The organism is Streptomyces sp. NPDC048671, assembly GCF_055587045.1.
This window is the reverse complement of record NZ_JBVJHB010000018.1, coordinates 1-15993: the sequence shown is the minus strand read 5'-3', so window position 1 is coordinate 15993 and position 15993 is coordinate 1. Positions and strand designations below refer to the sequence as shown.

The following is a 15993-nucleotide window of genomic DNA, read 5'->3' as shown; positions in this document are numbered from 1 at the left end:
CGCGGTTCACTCGGTGTCTTTCGGATGCCGCGGAGAGGCGTACACGAGAATCACGGTCGCGGTCTCCGCGCTGACCAGATAGCGCACTCGGCCACCGCTGGTGACCTCGTACTCCCACTGCTCCAGGTCAGAGCCCTTCCACACCTTCGTGGAATGCCTTCCTCGTAGCTGGTGCTGACGACTCCAGTTGGACCGGGACAGCGGGTCTCTTCGAAGTGCGTCCAGGCAACGGTGCACGTTCGGCAGCGCCGCCCGGCACAGTTCCTCCCAGCCCGTCACCGCCTCCGTCGTCCCGAAGACGACATTCCATCCGTCGAGTGGCGGGGCGCTGACCCGGTCCCCCTTCTTCGGGCTCACCCAAGCACCTCAACCGGGCCGAGATTGTCGCCATCGAGCGGCCGCAGCGATTCCCTGAGCTGGTCGGGATCGGCGTTGATACGGGCCGTGGCCCGCCAAGAGGTGAGTGCGCGGTGCACGGCCTCCCCCGCGTCGAGTTCGGCGGCGTCGGACAGCGCTTCGAGAAGCTCGACGGTGAAGGCTCGAACCTCTTCCGCATCGAGATGCCGCACCCACGGGAACACCTCGGGCAGCGCGAGAAGAAGCGACTTGGCGCCGTCGTCCTGCTTCATCAGCGCGAGAAAGAGCCGGGAGGCGGTAGTCAGGTTCTCCTCGGCATGCTCCGCGCGCGCGGCCGTCGTCAGCACCATGTCGGGCGCGTCCCGATGTGTGACGCGGAGACGCCCCAGGGCGGCGGCTCTGGCCGCGACGCCCTTGGGGTTGCGGGAAAGATCGGTGAAGGAGACGGACTCCGTCTCTGCTTCCAGACGCGCGATAGCCATTCTCAGATCTTACTCAGATCGTGTTCTGATTGCAAAAGCCATGAGAAAGCCCGCCGCCGCGAGCGGTCCGGTGGGATCCGCTCGCCGCGCCGGGCTGTCACCGCGTGCGGTGGCTCAGGCCTCCGGAGCGTCCTGCTCCGCGCCTTCCGCCTTGTCCTCGGCCGGGGCCAGGCCGAGGCGCTCCAGCAGCCACTTGTCGAACTCGATCGAGGCCCGCACCCAGCTGACCGTCGAGGAGACGAAGTGCTCCAGGGCGACGCCGGTGCCGATGAGCATCTGCGCCTCACCGATCAGCCGGACCGAGGTACTGGTGTCCTCGGCGCCCTCCTCGGGCTCGTGCGTGTGCGTGTAGACCTTGGGCCACAGGGTGCGGCGGTTCCAGTCGTCGATCGCGTCGAGCAGGACCGGGCGCTGGTCCGTGTCGTGCGGGCGGTCGTAGAACGTACGGACCGAGAAGACCTGCTGCTCGCCCTCGCCACGGAACATGAAGTACGTGCGGAAGTCTTCCCACGGCGCCGCGAGGTCGCCCTCGTCGTCGACGACGTACTTCAGCTCCATCTGCTCCAGGAGCTGCTTGACGAGGTCCTGGTCAGGGACGACGGGGCCCTCCGGTCCTGCCGCCTGCGGTTCGGGCTGGCCCCCGAAGTTAGGAATCGAGGACGGATCGATGCTCACCGTAATTTCCCTTCGTGCGGTTGGCTGCCATCCTCTCCCATGGCGGGCGGGGCATGGCAAGCGGGAACGGCCCCGATCCGCCACAAGCTGATATCCAGCCAGTGGGGACCGGGGCCGCCACACGTTCCGGTTACGGGTACACGCCGCCGTTACGACGCCGCGCCGACGACCAGGCCGTCGCCTTCCCGGTCCACCCGGACCGTGTCGCCGTCCGTGATCTCGCCCGAGAGGATCTCCTTCGCGAGCCGGTCGCCGATCGCCGTCTGGATGAGCCGGCGCAGCGGCCGGGCGCCGTACGCCGGGTCGTTGCCCTCCTCGGCCAGCCAGGCCAGGGCGGCCGGGGTGACGTCGAGGGTGAGGCGGCGGTCGGCCAGCCGCTTGGCGAGGCGGTCGATCTGGAGGCCCGCGATATGGGCGAGCTCGTCGCCGGACAGCGCGGAGAAGACCACCAGGTCGTCCAGCCGGTTGAGGAACTCCGGCTTGAACGAGGCCCGCACCACGTCCATGACCTGCTTCTTCTTCTCCTCGGGCTTGGTCAGGGGGTCGACCAGGTACTGGCTGCCGAGGTTGGAGGTCAGGATCAGGATGGTGTTGCGGAAGTCCACCGTCCGGCCCTGTCCGTCGGTGAGCCGGCCGTCGTCGAGGACCTGGAGCAGGATGTCGAAGACCTCGGGGTGGGCCTTCTCGACCTCGTCCAGCAGGACGACGCTGTACGGGCGGCGGCGGACCGCCTCGGTGAGCTGGCCGCCCTCCTCGTAGCCGACGTAGCCGGGCGGGGCGCCGACCAGCCGGGCCACGCTGTGCTTCTCGCTGTACTCGCTCATGTCGATACGGACCATGGCCCGCTCGTCGTCGAAGAGGAAGTCCGCGAGCGCCTTGGCCAGTTCGGTCTTGCCGACGCCGGTCGGGCCGAGGAAGAGGAACGATCCGGTGGGCCGGTCGGGGTCGGCGATTCCGGCCCGGGTGCGGCGTACCGCGTCCGAGACGGCCTGCACGGCCTGGGTCTGTCCGATGAGGCGCCTGCCCAGCTCCTCCTCCATGCGCAGCAGCTTCTGGGTCTCGCCCTCCAGCAGCCGTCCGGCCGGAATGCCGGTCCAGGCGCCGACGACGTCGGCGATGTCGTCCGGGCCGACCTCCTCCTTGACCAGGGTCTCCTTGGGCTCCTTCGCGGCTTCCTGCTCGGCCTCGTCGGCCTCGGCCAGCTCCCGTTCCAGGCCCGGGATCTCCCCGTACAGCAGCTTGGAGGCGCTGTCGAAGTCGCCGTCGCGCTGGGCCCGTTCGGCCTGTCCGCGCAGCTCGTCGAGGCGTTCCTTCAGTTCACCGACCCGGTTGAGGCCCTGCTTCTCCTTCTCCCAGCGGGCGTTGAGGCCGCGCAGCTCCTCCTCCTTGTCGGCGAGGTCGCGGCGGAGTTTCTCCAGCCGCTGCTTGGAGGCGGCGTCGGACTCGTTCTTGAGGGCCAGCTCCTCCATGTGCAACCGGTCGACGGCGCGCTGGAGTTCGTCGATCTCGACGGGCGAGGAGTCGATCTCCATGCGCAGCCTGGAGGCCGCCTCGTCGACGAGGTCGATGGCCTTGTCGGGAAGGAAGCGCGAGGTGATGTAGCGGTCCGAGAGGGTCGCGGCGGCGACCAGCGAGGAGTCCGCGATCTGCACCTTGTGGTGGGCCTCGTAGCGGCCCTTGAGCCCGCGCAGGATCGCGATGGTGTCCTCGACGGACGGCTCCGCCACCAGCACCTGCTGGAAGCGGCGCTCCAGGGCGGGGTCCTTCTCGATCCGCTCGCGGTACTCGTCGAGCGTGGTGGCACCGACCATCCGCAGCTCGCCGCGGGCCAGCATGGGCTTGAGCATGTTGCCCGCGTCCATGGCGGAGTCGCCGCCCGCGCCGGCGCCGACGACGGTGTGGAGCTCGTCGATGAACGTGATGATCTGGCCGCCGCTCTCCTTGATCTCGGAGAGGACGGTCTTCAGCCGCTCCTCGAACTCGCCGCGGTACTTCGCGCCCGCGACCATCGCGCCGAGGTCCAGCGAGACGAGCCGCTTGTTCTTGAGGGACTCGGGGACGTCGCCCTTGACGATGCGCTGGGCGAGCCCTTCGACGACGGCCGTCTTGCCGACGCCGGGCTCCCCGATGAGCACGGGGTTGTTCTTGGTGCGGCGCGAGAGCACCTGGACGACGCGGCGGATCTCCTGGTCACGGCCGATGACCGGGTCGAGCTTGCCCTCGCGTGCGGCCGCGGTGAAGTCCGTACCGAATTTCTCCAGGGCCTTGTACTGGCCCTCCGGGTCGGGGGTGGTCACCCGGCGCCCTCCCCTGCTCTTCTCGAACGCGGCCAGCAGCTTCTTCGCACTGGCCCCCTGGCCGTCGAGGATCTCACCGGCGCGGCCGCCCTTGGCCGCGACCCCGATCAGCAGGTGCTCGGTGGAGATGTAGTCGTCGCCGAGCTCCTTCGCCCGCTGCGCCGCGTCCGAGATCACGGCGAGCAGCTCGCGGTTGGGCTGCGGCGGTGCGACGGTCGACCCGGTCACGCTGGGCTGGGCGGCCAGCAGCCGTTCGGTCTCGGCGCGGACGGCGATCTGGTCCGCCTCGACGGCGGCGAGCAGATCGACGATGTTCTCGTTGTCCTCGCCCGCGAGCAGCGCAAGCAGCAGATGCCCCGGGGTCAGATCGGGGTGCCCGTCCTTCACGGCCCTGCTGGTGGCCGCGTTGATGGCGTCCCGGCTCCTGTTGGTCAGCTCGGCGTCCACGTGCGCTCTCTCCTCCTTGCGACGACTGGCCCGTACTCACTTCTGACACGCTGAACGTGCACAAAGTTGAGTCTATTCCACTCAAGGCAGAAAACGGTCCACTCCCGCGTCGCTCCGCACCGTTGCGCGCTGCCGCGCACCTCATGTCCGAGTGAACCGGCCGGACCGCCCGCCCGCCACCGCAGAGCGGTACGGGGCTGCCTACCCTGGCCCCATGGCAGTCGACGTACGCGACCCCGGCCCCGAGTACCTGGCCTTCTGGCGCGAACCCCATGTATGCACCCTCACGACCCTGCGCCCCGACGGCACCCCGCACGTGGTCCCGGTGTGCGTGACGTACGACCCCGAGGCCGGCCTCGCCCGCATCATCACCGGCAAAAACAGCCGCAAGGTCGCCAACATCCTGGCCGCGGGCCCGGACGGCGCACGGGTCGCGGTCTGCCAGGCGGAAGGACGCCGCTGGGCGACCCTGGAGGGCGTCGCCAGGGTGCGTACGGAGCAGGACAGGGTCGACGACGCGGTACGCCGTAAGACGGCCCGCTACGGGCGCGCGCCGAAGCCCAACCCGGACCGCGTCGCCATCGAGATCACCCTGGACCGGGCGCTCGGCCGCGGCTGACCGGAAGCGGACAGCACAACGGCGCCACCGTGTTCAGGTCACGGTGACGCCGTTGTGTGGGGGAGTGTCTGAGCGACGTGGAACGACGGGGGATCGCTCAGGCACTGCGGGGGGTGGCGGAGATGGCTTCAGGTTCGAACAGCTGGTGGTCACGCTGTGCGAGGTTCACAAAAATCATGTCGTACCGAATAGCGCAGCGCACGGGCTGCGGTGCTCCGCGCGGCTTGCGGAGGCACCGGTAGGCGCGGACTTCCCCGTCGTCCTCACGGGCGACGACGACCGGGTCGCCGAACAGAGTGACCATCAACGAATCACCACGGTGGGGGAGTGCCGTGACGAGGTCGATGAAATGCCACCCTGAGCGGTAGGCGGTCGCCATCTCACGGCGGAAGGTCCGGTCGTCCGGTGGAGTGGTCACAAGTCCGCCCTGTTCTCCACGGAATTCCCCCAGCCCACGTCGGACTGGTGCAGGTCACCGGCGGCTGCGGGCTGTACGTTGCCCCAGCCCACGTCGGACTGGTGGAGGTCACCGGCGGCTGCGGGCTGTACGTTGCCCCAGCCGACATCGGACTGGTGGAGGTCACCGGCGGCTGCGGGCGATACGTAGCCCCAGCCGACATCGCCCTGGTAATGGTCGACGGCAGCGCTTGCCTGCGCATTGCCCCATCCGACGTCCAGAGTAGAGCCATGCGCCACGAGCAGCAGTGCAGCAGCCGCGAACGCAGTGCCAAGCACTGACCGAAGCATTCTCTTGTACATAGTCGGCTTCGTCCTCACTTGATGGATCCTCTCCCCCGCTCTTCAAGAGACGATGGCTCATTCGGACGCGTCAATGCCACAGGAGCGATGCATCATGTTCCTGAATGTTCAGGACCCTGGGGGGTGGAGTTTTACCTATAATGGACACGAAACCGACACATACTCATGCGGTCACGAACCTGTGCACCGAGGGCGTCAGGCTGTATGCGGCGGCGCTCAGCGTGGGCCGCCTCGCCCGCGCCGAGGTCAGGTCCGCGCCCTGCCTCGTCAAATTCGGTCTTCTGCTGCCCGATCCGGATGACGCGTCGTGGCTTCGTCCGGTTCCGCCTTCGGCTGCGCTGGCGCAGCGCCTCTACCCGCTGGAACGCGAGATCCAGGATCGCAGGCGGACGTCCGTCGAGCTGGCGGAAGCCTTCGAACCGTTCCTGGCCATCAGCGCCCAGAGCCCCGCGCCCACGCATGCGATCACGGTGCTGGAAGGCATCGACCGGATCAACGGAGCGCTCGACCTGGCCATCGCGAAGAGCCGGACAGAAGTGCTGACCGTCCAGCCCGGAGGCAGACGCAGCGAGGAGGTCCTCGGTGAGGCCCTGATCCGCAGCAAACCTCTCATAGATTCCGGCATCAGCGTCCGCACCCTCTACCAGCACACGGTCCGCCACAGCCAGCGCACGTTCGCCTACGTCGACCTCATGGCGGGCGCCCGGATGGAGATCCGCACTCTCGAGGAGCTCATCGAGCGCCTCATCATCTGCGACGACACCGTAGCCTTCATCCCGGTCCAGGACGACCTGCCCGTCGCCCTGGAGCTACGACACCCCGCACTGGTCGCCTATCTGACGAAGGTCTTCGAACAACTCTGGCGCCGTGCCGTCCCGCTGGACGAAGCGGCCCCGTACGACCCGGCCCGGGACGGCATCACAGGCGTCCAGCGTGCCATCGCCACGCTGCTGATCGAGGGGCACGTCGACGAGGCGATAGCCCGCCGGCTCGGCATGAACGTCCGCACCTGTCGCGCCCATGTCGCCAAGCTGTCCGCCGTGCTGGGAAGCACGAGCCGCGCCCAGCTCGGTTACCTGATCGCCCAGTCGGGAATCCTCGATCAGGACTCCTGACCGGCCGGCACCCCAGAGGCCCCCACCCCGGGCCGGAGACATGGCCACGCGGCCTTGGAGAGACATGGCCACGACCCCGATCGGCCGGGGGAGTTCCCGGCTCCCCCGACCACACCCACAGTGGCCCGCGAACTACGCTGCCACCACCGTCATCTTGCTGCACTGCCAAAAGTGGGGGGACACGAATGGGCAGGGATGAGGACACAACGGTGCACGCGCACGCGGACCGTTCGCTGTGCGACACGGCGGTCAGGATCTACACCGAGGCGCTGAGCGCGGGACGGGTACCCCGGGCCGCCATCGAACCGGCTCCCTGCCTCACCGAGTTGGCGCTGGTCCACCCCGACCCGCAGGACGACGCCTGGGTGCGTCCCGTGCCGCCGTCCGCCGCCCTGGCCCATCTGCTGCGGCCCGTCGTCCGGGAGATCCACGAACGCATCAGCCTCTCGGCCGCGCTGGCCGACTCGCTGGCACCGCTGGCCACCGTGGCCAGTGCGGACCCCAACCTCGCCATCACCGTCCTCGAAGGCATGCCCCTGATCGACGCCACCGTCCAGAACGCGACGGAGAGCGCCACGGAGGAGATCCGGACGCTGCAACCGGGCAGCACACGGCCGCCCGACCAGCTCCAGAGGGCCCTGTCGCGGGCCCGGCTCACCCTGGAGCGGGGCACCCCGCTCCGGCACATCTACCAGCACCCCGTCCGCTACAACCAGACCTTCAAGGCCTATCTGAACCAGATGCCGCCGGGCCTCATCCAGATCCGCACGCTGGAGCAGACGGTCGAGCGGCTGCTCATCTTCGACCAGACCGTGGCCTTCATCCCCGCCAACGCGGCGCGCGACGTCGCGCTGGAGATCCGCCACCCCGCGCTGGTCCGCTATCTGATCCAGATGTACGAAGTCCTCTGGGCGCAGGCCACCCCGCTCACCGATCCGCTGCCGGCCGCCCCGGCCAGCGCCTCGGTCACCGCCGTCCAGCTCAGCGTCGCCCGCCTCCTGGTCGAGGGCCACACCGACCAGGTCGTGGCCGGAAAGCTCGGCGTCAGCGTCCGCACCTGCCGCGCCCACGTCTCCAAGCTCATGCACACGCTCAACGCCACCAGCCGCACCCAGCTCGGCGCCCTGCTCGTCAGCTCCGGCATCACGGCGCCCCGGCCGGGACAACGCGAAGACCCGCCGCCCCGCGCGAGCGGGACGACGGGTCTCGGGGAGTGACGACGGACCTCGGGAGTGACGACGGGCCCCGGAAGTGACGACGGACCTCGGGGAGCGCCGAGGCACTACTCCTTGGGCCGCTTGGGCCGCCAGACCACCAGCGCGCTGGTGTGCTGCACATCCTGGTACGGCACCAGATCGCGCCGGTACGAGGCGTGCACCTGCGCCTCGCGCTGCTGCAACGTCGCCGCAGCCCCGTCCACGGCCGCCGAGAGCTCGGCGACGCGCTGCTGGAGGGCGGCGACCTGGTTCTCCAGCTCGATGATGCGCTTGATACCGGCGAGGTTGATGCCCTCGTCCTGCGACAGTTGCTGCACGGTGCGCAGCAGCTCGATGTCACGGGCCGAGTAGCGCCTGCCGCGCCCGGCCGTGCGGTCGGGCGAGACCAGGCCGAGGCGGTCGTACTGGCGCAGCGTCTGGGGATGCAGGCCCGAGAGCTGGGCCGCGATCGAGATCACGTACACCGGGGATTCCTCGGTCAGTTCGTACGGATTACGCCGGCGGCCGTCCATCTCAAGCTCCCTTCGCTGCCTGGAACAGCTCCGTCCGCGGGTCCTGGTCCGCGGTCGCCTTGCGATAGGCCTCCAGGGCGTCCCGGGCGTCCGTGCCCAGGTCCTTGGGAACCACCACCTCCACGGTGACCAGCAGGTCGCCGCGGCTGCCGTCCTTGCGGACCGCGCCCTTGCCGCGGGCGCGCATGGTGCGCCCGTTGGGCGTGCCGGCCGGAAGCTTCAGGGTGACCGGCGGTCCGCCGAGCGTGGGCACCTTCACCTCGCCGCCGAGCGCCGCCTCCGTGAAGGTGACGGGCACGGTGACCGTGAGGTTGTCGCCCTTGCGGCCGAAGACCGGGTGGGCGTCGACGTGGACGACGACGTAGAGGTCGCCGGCCGGTCCGCCGCGCTCTCCGGGGCCGCCCTTGCCGCGCAGCCGGATCCGCTGCCCGTTGGAGACGCCCGCGGGAATCCTGACCTGCATGGTGCGGGACGACTTCGCCCGGCCGCTGCCCTTGCAGACGTCGCAGGGGTCCTGGGCGATGAGGCCCCGGCCCTTGCAGTCCACGCAGGGGTCGGTGAGCGAGAACCCGCCACCGGTGCCGCGGGAGACCTGGCCGGTGCCGACGCAGGTCGGGCAGACCCTGGGGGTGCCGTTCTTGTCGCCGGTGCCGGAGCACGCCTTGCAGGGCGCCTGGCTGGACATCCGCAGCGGGACCGTGGCCCCGTCGACCGCCTCGGTGAAGCTGAGCGTCACCTCGGACTCGATGTCCTGGCCGCGGCGCGGCTGCACCCGGGTGCCGGTGCCGCCGCCCCGGTTGAAGAGGCCGCCGAAGACATCGCCCAGGCCGCCGCCACCGCCGCCGCCGAAGCCGCCGGCTCCGCCGCCCTGGCCACCGCCCGGGGCGCCTCCGAAGAGGTCCCCCAGGTCGAAGTTGAAGTTGCCGCCACCGCTGCCGGGTCCGGGGCGGAAGCCGCCGTTGCCGAAGAGGGCGCGGGCCTCGTCGTACTCCTTGCGCTTCTTGGTGTCACCGAGGACGTCGTTGGCCTCGGAGATCTCCTTGAAGCGCTCCTCCGCCTTGTTGTCACCCTTGTTGGCGTCCGGGTGGAACTCGCGGGCGAGCTTCCGGTACGCCTTCTTGATCTCGGCGTCCGTGGCGTCCTTCGGGACGCCGAGAACCTTGTAGTAGTCCTTCTCGACGAAGTCCTTCGTACTCATCGACGTCCCTCCTTCCGGACGACCGGCCCAGGGCCTTCGGTCTGGATCCCGCCGGGCTCATGGAGCCCCGCCTGATCCGGACCGAAGGCCCTGCGGGCCGGGCGGTGTGCCGCCAAGTGGTCGGACAGAATGTCAGACCTCCTCGCCGCCACCGCTCTCCTCGTCGGCTGCCTGCTCTTCTTTCGCGTCCTTCGCGGCCGCGGGCGTCGCCCCCGGCTGGGGTTCGGCCACCGCCACCCGTGCGGGACGGATGGTGCGCTCGCCGATCCGGTACCCCGGCTGCAGGATCGCCACGCAGGTCGTCTCGGTGACGTCCGGCGCGTACGAGTGCATCAGGGCCTCGTGGATCGTCGGGTCGAAGGGCTCGCCCTCCTTGCCGAACTGCTGGAGGCCGAGCTTGGCGACGACCGTCTCCAGCGATTCGGCCACCGACTTGAACCCGCCCACGAGCTCGCCGTGTTCCCGGGCCCGGCCGACGTCGTCGAGCACGGGCAGGATCTCGGACAGGAGACCCGCGACCGCGATCTCCTTGACCGTGACCCGGTCCCGCTCCACGCGGCGGCGGTAGTTCTGGTATTCGGCCTGGAGCCGCTGGAGGTCTGCCGTGCGCTCGGAGAGCGCGGTGCGGACCTGGTCCAGCTGTGCCGTCAGACCGGCTGTCTGGTTCGCGTCGTCCCCGGCGGGGGCCGCCGCCTCCTCCGAAGAGGGGGTGTCGGCCTCCGTCCCGGCGTCTTCAGAGGTGGCGCCGGAGGGGACGTCGGGCTTCTCCTCGAAGCCCGGGGTCTCCTCGGTCACGCCGCACCGCCCTTGGTGTCCTTCTCGTCGTCGACGATCTCGGCGTCGACCACATCGTCCTGACCGTCGCCCTGGGCCTGCTCGGCACCCGGCTGCGCGTCACCCTGCGGGCCGCCCTCGGCCTGGGCGTTGGCATACATCGCCTGGCCCAGCTTCTGGGAGACGGCCGCGACCTTCTCGGTGGCGGTACGGATCTCGGCGGTGTCCTCGCCCTTGAGCTTCTCCTTCAGCTCGGTGAGCGCGGCCTCCACCTCCGTCTTCACGTCGCCGGGGACCTTGTCCTCGTTGTCCTTGAGGAACTTCTCCGTCTGGTAGACGAGCTGCTCGCCCTGGTTGCGCGACTCGGCGGCCTCGCGGCGGCGGTGGTCCTCGTCCGCGTACTGCTCGGCCTCTTCGCGCATCCGGTTGACCTCGTCCTTCGGCAGCGAGGAGCCACCGGTGACGGTCATCTTCTGCTCCTTGCCGGTGCCGAGGTCCTTGGCAGCGACGTGCATGATGCCGTTGGCGTCGATGTCGAAGGCGACCTCGATCTGCGGCACGCCACGCGGGGCCGGCGGCAGACCGGTCAGCTCGAACATTCCGAGCTTCTTGTTGTACGCCGCGATCTCGCGCTCACCCTGGTAGACCTGGATCTGCACGGACGGCTGGTTGTCCTCGGCCGTCGTGAAGATCTCGGAGCGCTTGGTCGGGATCGTGGTGTTGCGCTCGATGAGCTTCGTCATGATGCCGCCCTTGGTCTCGATACCGAGAGACAGCGGGGTGACATCGAGCAGCAGGACGTCCTTGACCTCGCCCTTGAGGACACCGGCCTGGAGCGAGGCGCCGATGGCGACGACCTCGTCCGGGTTCACGCTCTTGTTGGCTTCCTGGCCGCCCGTGAGCTCCTTGACGAGCTCGGCGACGGCCGGCATACGGGTCGAGCCACCGACGAGAACGACGTGGTCGATCTCGGAGAGCTGGATGCCCGCGTCCTTGATGACGTTGTGGAACGGGGTCTTGCAGCGGTCCAGGAGGTCAGCGGTGAGCTGCTGGAACTGTGAGCGCGTGAGCTTCTCGTCCAGGTGCAGCGGGCCCTCGGCCGACGCCGTGATGTACGGCAGGTTGATCGTGGTCTCCGTCGAGGACGACAGCTCGATCTTCGCCTTCTCCGCGGCCTCGCGGAGACGCTGGAGAGCCATCTTGTCCTTGGACAGGTCCACGCCGTGCCCGTTGGCGAACTGCTTCACCAGGTAGTCGACGACGCGCTGGTCCCAGTCGTCACCACCGAGCTGGTTGTCACCGTTGGTGGCCTTCACCTCGACGACGCCGTCACCGATCTCCAGGAGGGACACGTCGAAGGTGCCGCCACCGAGGTCGAAGACGAGGATCGTCTGGTCGTCCTTGTCGAGCCCGTACGCCAGCGCGGCGGCCGTCGGCTCGTTGACGATACGCAGGACGTTCAGGCCCGCGATCTCGCCGGCCTCCTTCGTCGCCTGACGCTCGGAGTCGTTGAAGTACGCCGGGACGGTGATCACCGCGTCGGTGACCTTCTCGCCCAGGTACGACTCGGCGTCACGCTTCAGCTTCTGCAGGATGAAGGCGCTCATCTGCTGCGGGTTGAAGCTCTTGCCGTCCAGGTCGATCTTCCAGTCAGTGCCCATGTGGCGCTTGACGGAGCGGATGGTCCTGTCGACGTTCGTCACTGCCTGGCGCTTGGCTACCTCGCCGACCAGCACCTCGCCGTTCTTCGCGAAGGCGACGACGGACGGCGTGGTCCTGGCGCCTTCGGCGTTGGTGATGACGGTGGGCTCGCCGCCTTCGAGAACGCTGACGACGGAGTTAGTCGTGCCCAGGTCGATGCCGACCGCACGTGCCATTTCAATTCCTCCAACTGACTACTTGAGTGGATCTGGCTCAAGGATGCATGACATCGCTCCCGGAGTCAACAGACCTGAGTCGAGGCGACTCAACTATCGTGCACACACTCCGCGCCACCAGTGAATTGTTCACCTTTGTGACGACGGACACACATCACATATGACTCAGACGGGGGCGGATTCGAGCCGACTACGGACGACACCTGCCCGCGCTGCGGGCCACACGCCCCTCACCATCATCGCGCCATGGGATCGTTCTGTCACAAAATGCCCCGATGTGCACAGAACGGGCGGCCAACCGGCAGACAACCGCCCCGCTCGGCAGCCGACCGGCCGCCCGAGATCCGCCGGCAGCCGACCCCCGCAGCCGATCCCCGCAGCCGATCCCAGGCAGGTGCGAACGATGCAGATGCAGACGCAGAGGCCGAGACAGAGGCAAATGCCGAGGCAGACGCCAAGGCGGAGGCGGAGGCCGGTGCGGCGTCCGTGGCAGACGGCGCGGCGTCCGTGGCAGCCGCCGAGACCGCCCCGCACGGCGAGCGCCCTCGCGGCCCTGCGGGCGCTGGCCTCGGCGGCCCCGCCGCGTCCCACCGCCAAGCGCACCCTGGACCTGCTCCTCGGCTCGGCCCTCCTGCTCCTGGCCGCCCCCGCCCTCGCGGCGGCCGCCCTCGCCCTCGCCGTGCGGCGGCGCCCCGGCGGCGTACTGACGCGCTCCCCCCGCACCGGACTGGCGGGCAGGCCCTTCGTGCTGCGGTCCCTGCGCACCCGGCGGCTGCGGCTGGACACGCTCTCCCGGCTGCCCCACGTCGTACGGGGCGAGCTCTCCCTGGTCGGCCCCGAACCGCTCGCACCGGGCGACGAACGGTGCACGGCCACCGGTGCGCGGGACTGGCGGCGGGAACTGAGGCCCGGACTGACCGGCCTGGCCCAGGTGCGCCGCCGCTCCACGATGCCGTGGGACGAGGCGGACCTCCTCGACCAGCACTACGCCGGGCACCACGGGCTCGCGCTGGACCTGGCGATCCTGACAGAGGCCGCGTGCGCCCCCCTGCGCGAGGCCGCCCGCGGCCTGTCCCGGCGCGGCCGGGCGGGCCTGAGCGACACAGATCACCGCCTGCCCAACTACAGCGCGGCGGAATAAGTGGATAGTGTCAGCACAGACTGATTAAGTTACTGCTTAGTAATCCCCAGTACGCGCCAGTAGGTGCTGGAACCCACCCTCGCAGGCCCGAGGAGCCCCCAAATGCAACTCGCCGCGATCATCGTGTCGCTGGTGCTGACCGTGGTCGGCGTTGCGCTCATCGCCCGAGCCGTCGCGCAGATCTACCGGTCCGTCACGCTCGGACAGCCGGTCCCGGCCGGCAGTCGCACCGACAACCCGAAACAGCGCACGATCACCCTGGTCAAGGAGTTCCTCGGCCACACCCGGATGAACCGGTGGGGGATCGTCGGCTTCGCGCACTGGTTCGTCGCCATCGGCTTCCTGACGCTGCCGCCGACGCTGCTCCAGGCGTACGGACAGCTCTTCAAGGCCGACTGGGTCCTCCCGATCATCGGTGAATGGCTGCCGTTCGAGCTGTACATCGAGTTCATCGGCCTGATGACGACGGTCGGCATTCTCGTGCTGATCGCCATCAGGCTGCTGAACCTGCCCTCCCGGGCCGGCCGCAAGTCGCGGTTCGCGGGCTCGAAGGCCTGGCAGGCGTACTTCGTCGAGTACGTCATCCTCGTCATCGGCCTGGCGATCCTGACCCTGCGCGGCCTCGAGGGCGCGATCCACCACGTCGGCGGCTACGAGGCCGCGTACTTCGTCTCGTACCCGCTGGTCCTCGCCTTCAAGGGACTCGCGCTCGGCACGCTGCAGAACCTCATCTACCTCACCGCGATGATCAAGATCGGCGTCTCGCTGATCTGGATGATCACGGTCGCCCTCAACACCAACATGGGTGTCGCCTGGCACCGCTTCCTCGCGTTCCCGAACATCTGGTTCAAGCGGAACGCGGACGGCGAGGTCGCGCTCGGCGCGCTGCAGCCGATGACCTCGGGCGGCAAGCCGATCGACTGGGAGGACCCGGGCGAGGACGACACCTTCGGTGTCTCGCAGGTCGAGCAGTTCTCCTGGAAGGGCATCCTCGACTTCTCCACGTGCACGGAGTGCGGTCGCTGCCAGTCGCAGTGCCCCGCCTGGAACACCGGCAAGCCGCTCTCCCCGAAGCTCCTGATCATGTCCCTGCGCGACCACGCGCACGCCAAGGCCCCGTACCTGCTGGCCGGCGGCGGCAAGGACATGGAGGGCAACGAGAAGGCGACCGAGGAGCAGCTCAAGGACGTCCCCGCGGCCGCCCTCGCGGAGGCCGAGCGCCCCCTCATCGGGACCGCCGAGGAGAACGGCGTCATCGACCCGGACGTGCTCTGGTCCTGCACCACCTGCGGTGCGTGCGTGGAGCAGTGCCCGGTCGACATCGAGCACATCGACCACATCGTCGACATGCGCCGCTACCAGGTGATGATCGAGTCCGCGTTCCCGTCCGAGGCGGGCACGATGCTCAAGAACCTGGAGAAGAAGGGCAACCCCTGGGGGCTCGCCAAGAAGCAGCGCGTCGAGTGGACCAAGGAGGTCGACTTCGAGGTCCCGATCGTCGGCAAGGACGTCGAGGACCTCTCCGAGGTCGACTACCTGTACTGGGTCGGCTGCGCCGGCGCCCTGGAGGACCGCGCCAAGAAGACCACGAAGGCCTTCGCGGAGCTGCTCCACATCGCGGGCGTCAAGTTCGCGATCATGGGCGGTGACGAGAAGTGCACGGGCGACTCGGCCCGCCGCCTGGGCAACGAGCCGCTGTTCCAGCAGCTCGGCCAGGAGAACGTCGCGATGCTGAACATGGCGTTCGGCGAGGATGACGACGACGACTCCACCATGAAGGCGAAGGCGACGAAGAAGATCGTCGCGACCTGCCCGCACTGCTTCAACACCATCGCGAACGAGTACCCGCAGCTCGGCGGCGAGTACGAGGTCATCCACCACACGCAGCTGCTCCAGCACCTCATCGACGAGGGCAGGCTGGTCCCGGTGACGCCGGTCGAGGGTCTGATCACGTACCACGACCCCTGCTACCTGGGCCGTCACAACAAGATCTACACGCCCCCGCGCGAGATCATCGCGAAGGTTCCGGGTCTGCGGAACGAGGAGATGCACCGCCACAAGGAGCGCGGCTTCTGCTGCGGCGCCGGCGGTGCCCGGATGTGGATGGAGGAGCGGATCGGCAAGCGCGTCAACAACGAGCGCGTCGACGAGGCTCTCTCCCTCAACCCCGACATCGTCTCCACGGCCTGCCCGTTCTGCCTGGTCATGCTGACCGACTCGGTCAACGGCAAGAAGAACGACGGCCAGGCGAAGGAGTCGATCCAGGTGGTCGACGTCTCGCAGCTGCTGCTCGACTCCGTGAGGACCCCGGCCGATCCGGCGGGCGAGCCGGAAACGGCGGACGCGCCGGAGCCGGAACCGGTGAAGTAACCGGTACCGCGCCACCGCGGTACAGAAGCGGGGGGGCCGGGCCCCGGGGGGGGGGGGGGGGGGGGGGGGGGGGGGCCCCCGCGTGGGCGGATGTTTTGAGGGGGGGGGGGCGGGGGGGGGGGGGTCGCGCGCTGGGTTGAAAAAGTAGAGGGG

General features: G+C 69.0%; 15 protein-coding genes. 5 read left to right on the top strand and 10 right to left on the bottom strand.

From position 1 onward, the window contains the following. Positions 1–6 precede the first annotated feature (6 nt). From ACZ6S6_RS31250 to clpB, 4 genes are all read right to left on the bottom strand, one after another. Positions 7–357: a hypothetical protein gene (locus ACZ6S6_RS31250; RefSeq protein WP_469708137.1), complete on the bottom strand. Its 351-nt coding sequence runs from the start codon at positions 355–357 to the stop codon at positions 7–9. After that, complete coding sequence (locus tag ACZ6S6_RS31245; protein ID WP_362961145.1) at positions 354–839, bottom strand: prevent-host-death family protein; 486 nt, start codon at positions 837–839, stop codon at positions 354–356. The genes ACZ6S6_RS31250 and ACZ6S6_RS31245 overlap by 4 nt, the downstream gene beginning before the upstream one ends. 114 nt (positions 840–953) lie before the next feature. After that, complete coding sequence (locus ACZ6S6_RS31240; RefSeq protein ID WP_362961142.1) at positions 954–1514, bottom strand: YbjN domain-containing protein; 561 nt, start codon at positions 1512–1514, stop codon at positions 954–956. Between the two features lie 149 nt (positions 1515–1663). Then, positions 1664–4258 carry an ATP-dependent chaperone ClpB gene (gene clpB, locus ACZ6S6_RS31235; RefSeq protein WP_362961140.1) on the bottom strand — a complete coding sequence of 865 codons (2595 nt, stop codon included), beginning with the start codon at positions 4256–4258 and terminating at the stop codon, positions 1664–1666. Positions 4259–4472: 214 nt separating this feature from the next. Here clpB and ACZ6S6_RS31230 point away from each other — a divergent pair, with 214 nt between their 5' ends. Continuing rightward, entirely contained in the window at positions 4473–4877 is a 405-nt protein-coding gene (locus ACZ6S6_RS31230) for a pyridoxamine 5'-phosphate oxidase family protein (protein WP_362961137.1), read from the top strand. A 97-nt stretch (positions 4878–4974) separates the two neighbouring features. Here ACZ6S6_RS31230 and ACZ6S6_RS31225 read toward each other — a convergent pair whose 3' ends face one another. After that, positions 4975–5295 carry a Rieske (2Fe-2S) protein gene (locus tag ACZ6S6_RS31225; RefSeq protein ID WP_018522262.1) on the bottom strand — a complete coding sequence of 107 codons (321 nt, stop codon included), beginning with the start codon at positions 5293–5295 and terminating at the stop codon, positions 4975–4977. Beyond that, a complete protein-coding gene (locus ACZ6S6_RS31220; protein WP_362961134.1) occupies positions 5292–5612 on the bottom strand; it encodes a hypothetical protein in 321 nt (106 codons plus the stop codon). The genes ACZ6S6_RS31225 and ACZ6S6_RS31220 overlap by 4 nt, the downstream gene beginning before the upstream one ends. Positions 5613–5776: 164 nt before the next feature. Here ACZ6S6_RS31220 and ACZ6S6_RS31215 point away from each other — a divergent pair, with 164 nt between their 5' ends. Together ACZ6S6_RS31215 and ACZ6S6_RS31210 are read left to right on the top strand one after the other, a co-directional pair. Then, on the top strand, positions 5777–6751 hold the full coding sequence (locus ACZ6S6_RS31215) for a helix-turn-helix transcriptional regulator (RefSeq protein ID WP_469708133.1): 975 nt from the start codon (positions 5777–5779) through the stop codon (positions 6749–6751). Positions 6752–6936: 185 nt separating this feature from the next. Continuing rightward, positions 6937–7968, top strand: a complete 1032-nt coding sequence (locus ACZ6S6_RS31210) for a helix-turn-helix transcriptional regulator (RefSeq protein ID WP_362961128.1) — start codon at positions 6937–6939, stop codon at positions 7966–7968. Between the two features lie 65 nt (positions 7969–8033). Here the strand turns inward: ACZ6S6_RS31210 and ACZ6S6_RS31205 are convergent, their stop codons facing one another. The 4 genes from ACZ6S6_RS31205 to dnaK all read right to left on the bottom strand — a co-directional run bounded on the left by ACZ6S6_RS31205 (position 8034) and on the right by dnaK (position 12329). Further along, a complete protein-coding gene (locus ACZ6S6_RS31205) occupies positions 8034–8480 on the bottom strand; it encodes a heat shock protein transcriptional repressor HspR (protein ID WP_362961125.1) in 447 nt (148 codons plus the stop codon). A 1-nt stretch (position 8481) separates the two neighbouring features. Beyond that, positions 8482–9678 (bottom strand): molecular chaperone DnaJ, encoded by a 1197-nt coding sequence (gene dnaJ, locus ACZ6S6_RS31200; RefSeq protein ID WP_362961122.1) that lies wholly within the window; start codon positions 9676–9678, stop codon positions 8482–8484. Between the two features lie 132 nt (positions 9679–9810). Beyond that, entirely contained in the window at positions 9811–10473 is a 663-nt protein-coding gene (grpE, locus tag ACZ6S6_RS31195; RefSeq protein WP_362961119.1) for a nucleotide exchange factor GrpE, read from the bottom strand. Next, a complete protein-coding gene (gene dnaK / locus ACZ6S6_RS31190; RefSeq protein WP_362961116.1) occupies positions 10470–12329 on the bottom strand; it encodes a molecular chaperone DnaK in 1860 nt (619 codons plus the stop codon). Before dnaK ends, grpE begins: the two co-directional genes overlap by 4 nt. 475 nt (positions 12330–12804) lie before the next feature. On the opposite strand from dnaK, the gene ACZ6S6_RS31185 reads away from it, so the two are divergent. Both ACZ6S6_RS31185 and ACZ6S6_RS31180 read left to right on the top strand, forming a co-directional pair. Beyond that, positions 12805–13470, top strand: a complete 666-nt coding sequence (locus ACZ6S6_RS31185) for a sugar transferase (RefSeq protein ID WP_469708130.1) — start codon at positions 12805–12807, stop codon at positions 13468–13470. A gap of 102 nt (positions 13471–13572) precedes the next feature. After that, entirely contained in the window at positions 13573–15840 is a 2268-nt protein-coding gene (locus ACZ6S6_RS31180) for a (Fe-S)-binding protein (protein ID WP_362961114.1), read from the top strand. Positions 15841–15993 lie beyond the last annotated feature (153 nt).

What these genes read in the sequence shown, in the direction of transcription:
- ACZ6S6_RS31245 (WP_362961145.1), bottom strand. Translation starts at nt 839, where the DNA reads ATGGCTATCGCGCGTCTGGAAGCAGAGACGGAGTCCGTCTCCTTCACC.
- ACZ6S6_RS31230 (WP_362961137.1), top strand. Translation starts at nt 4,473, where the DNA reads ATGGCAGTCGACGTACGCGACCCCGGCCCCGAGTACCTGGCCTTCTGG.
- ACZ6S6_RS31215 (WP_469708133.1), top strand. Translation starts at nt 5,777, where the DNA reads ATGGACACGAAACCGACACATACTCATGCGGTCACGAACCTGTGCACC.
- ACZ6S6_RS31210 (WP_362961128.1), top strand. Translation starts at nt 6,937, where the DNA reads ATGGGCAGGGATGAGGACACAACGGTGCACGCGCACGCGGACCGTTCG.
- ACZ6S6_RS31205 (WP_362961125.1), bottom strand. Translation starts at nt 8,480, where the DNA reads ATGGACGGCCGCCGGCGTAATCCGTACGAACTGACCGAGGAATCCCCG.
- dnaJ (WP_362961122.1), bottom strand. Translation starts at nt 9,678, where the DNA reads ATGAGTACGAAGGACTTCGTCGAGAAGGACTACTACAAGGTTCTCGGC.
- dnaK (WP_362961116.1), bottom strand. Translation starts at nt 12,329, where the DNA reads ATGGCACGTGCGGTCGGCATCGACCTGGGCACGACTAACTCCGTCGTC.
- ACZ6S6_RS31180 (WP_362961114.1), top strand. Translation starts at nt 13,573, where the DNA reads ATGCAACTCGCCGCGATCATCGTGTCGCTGGTGCTGACCGTGGTCGGC.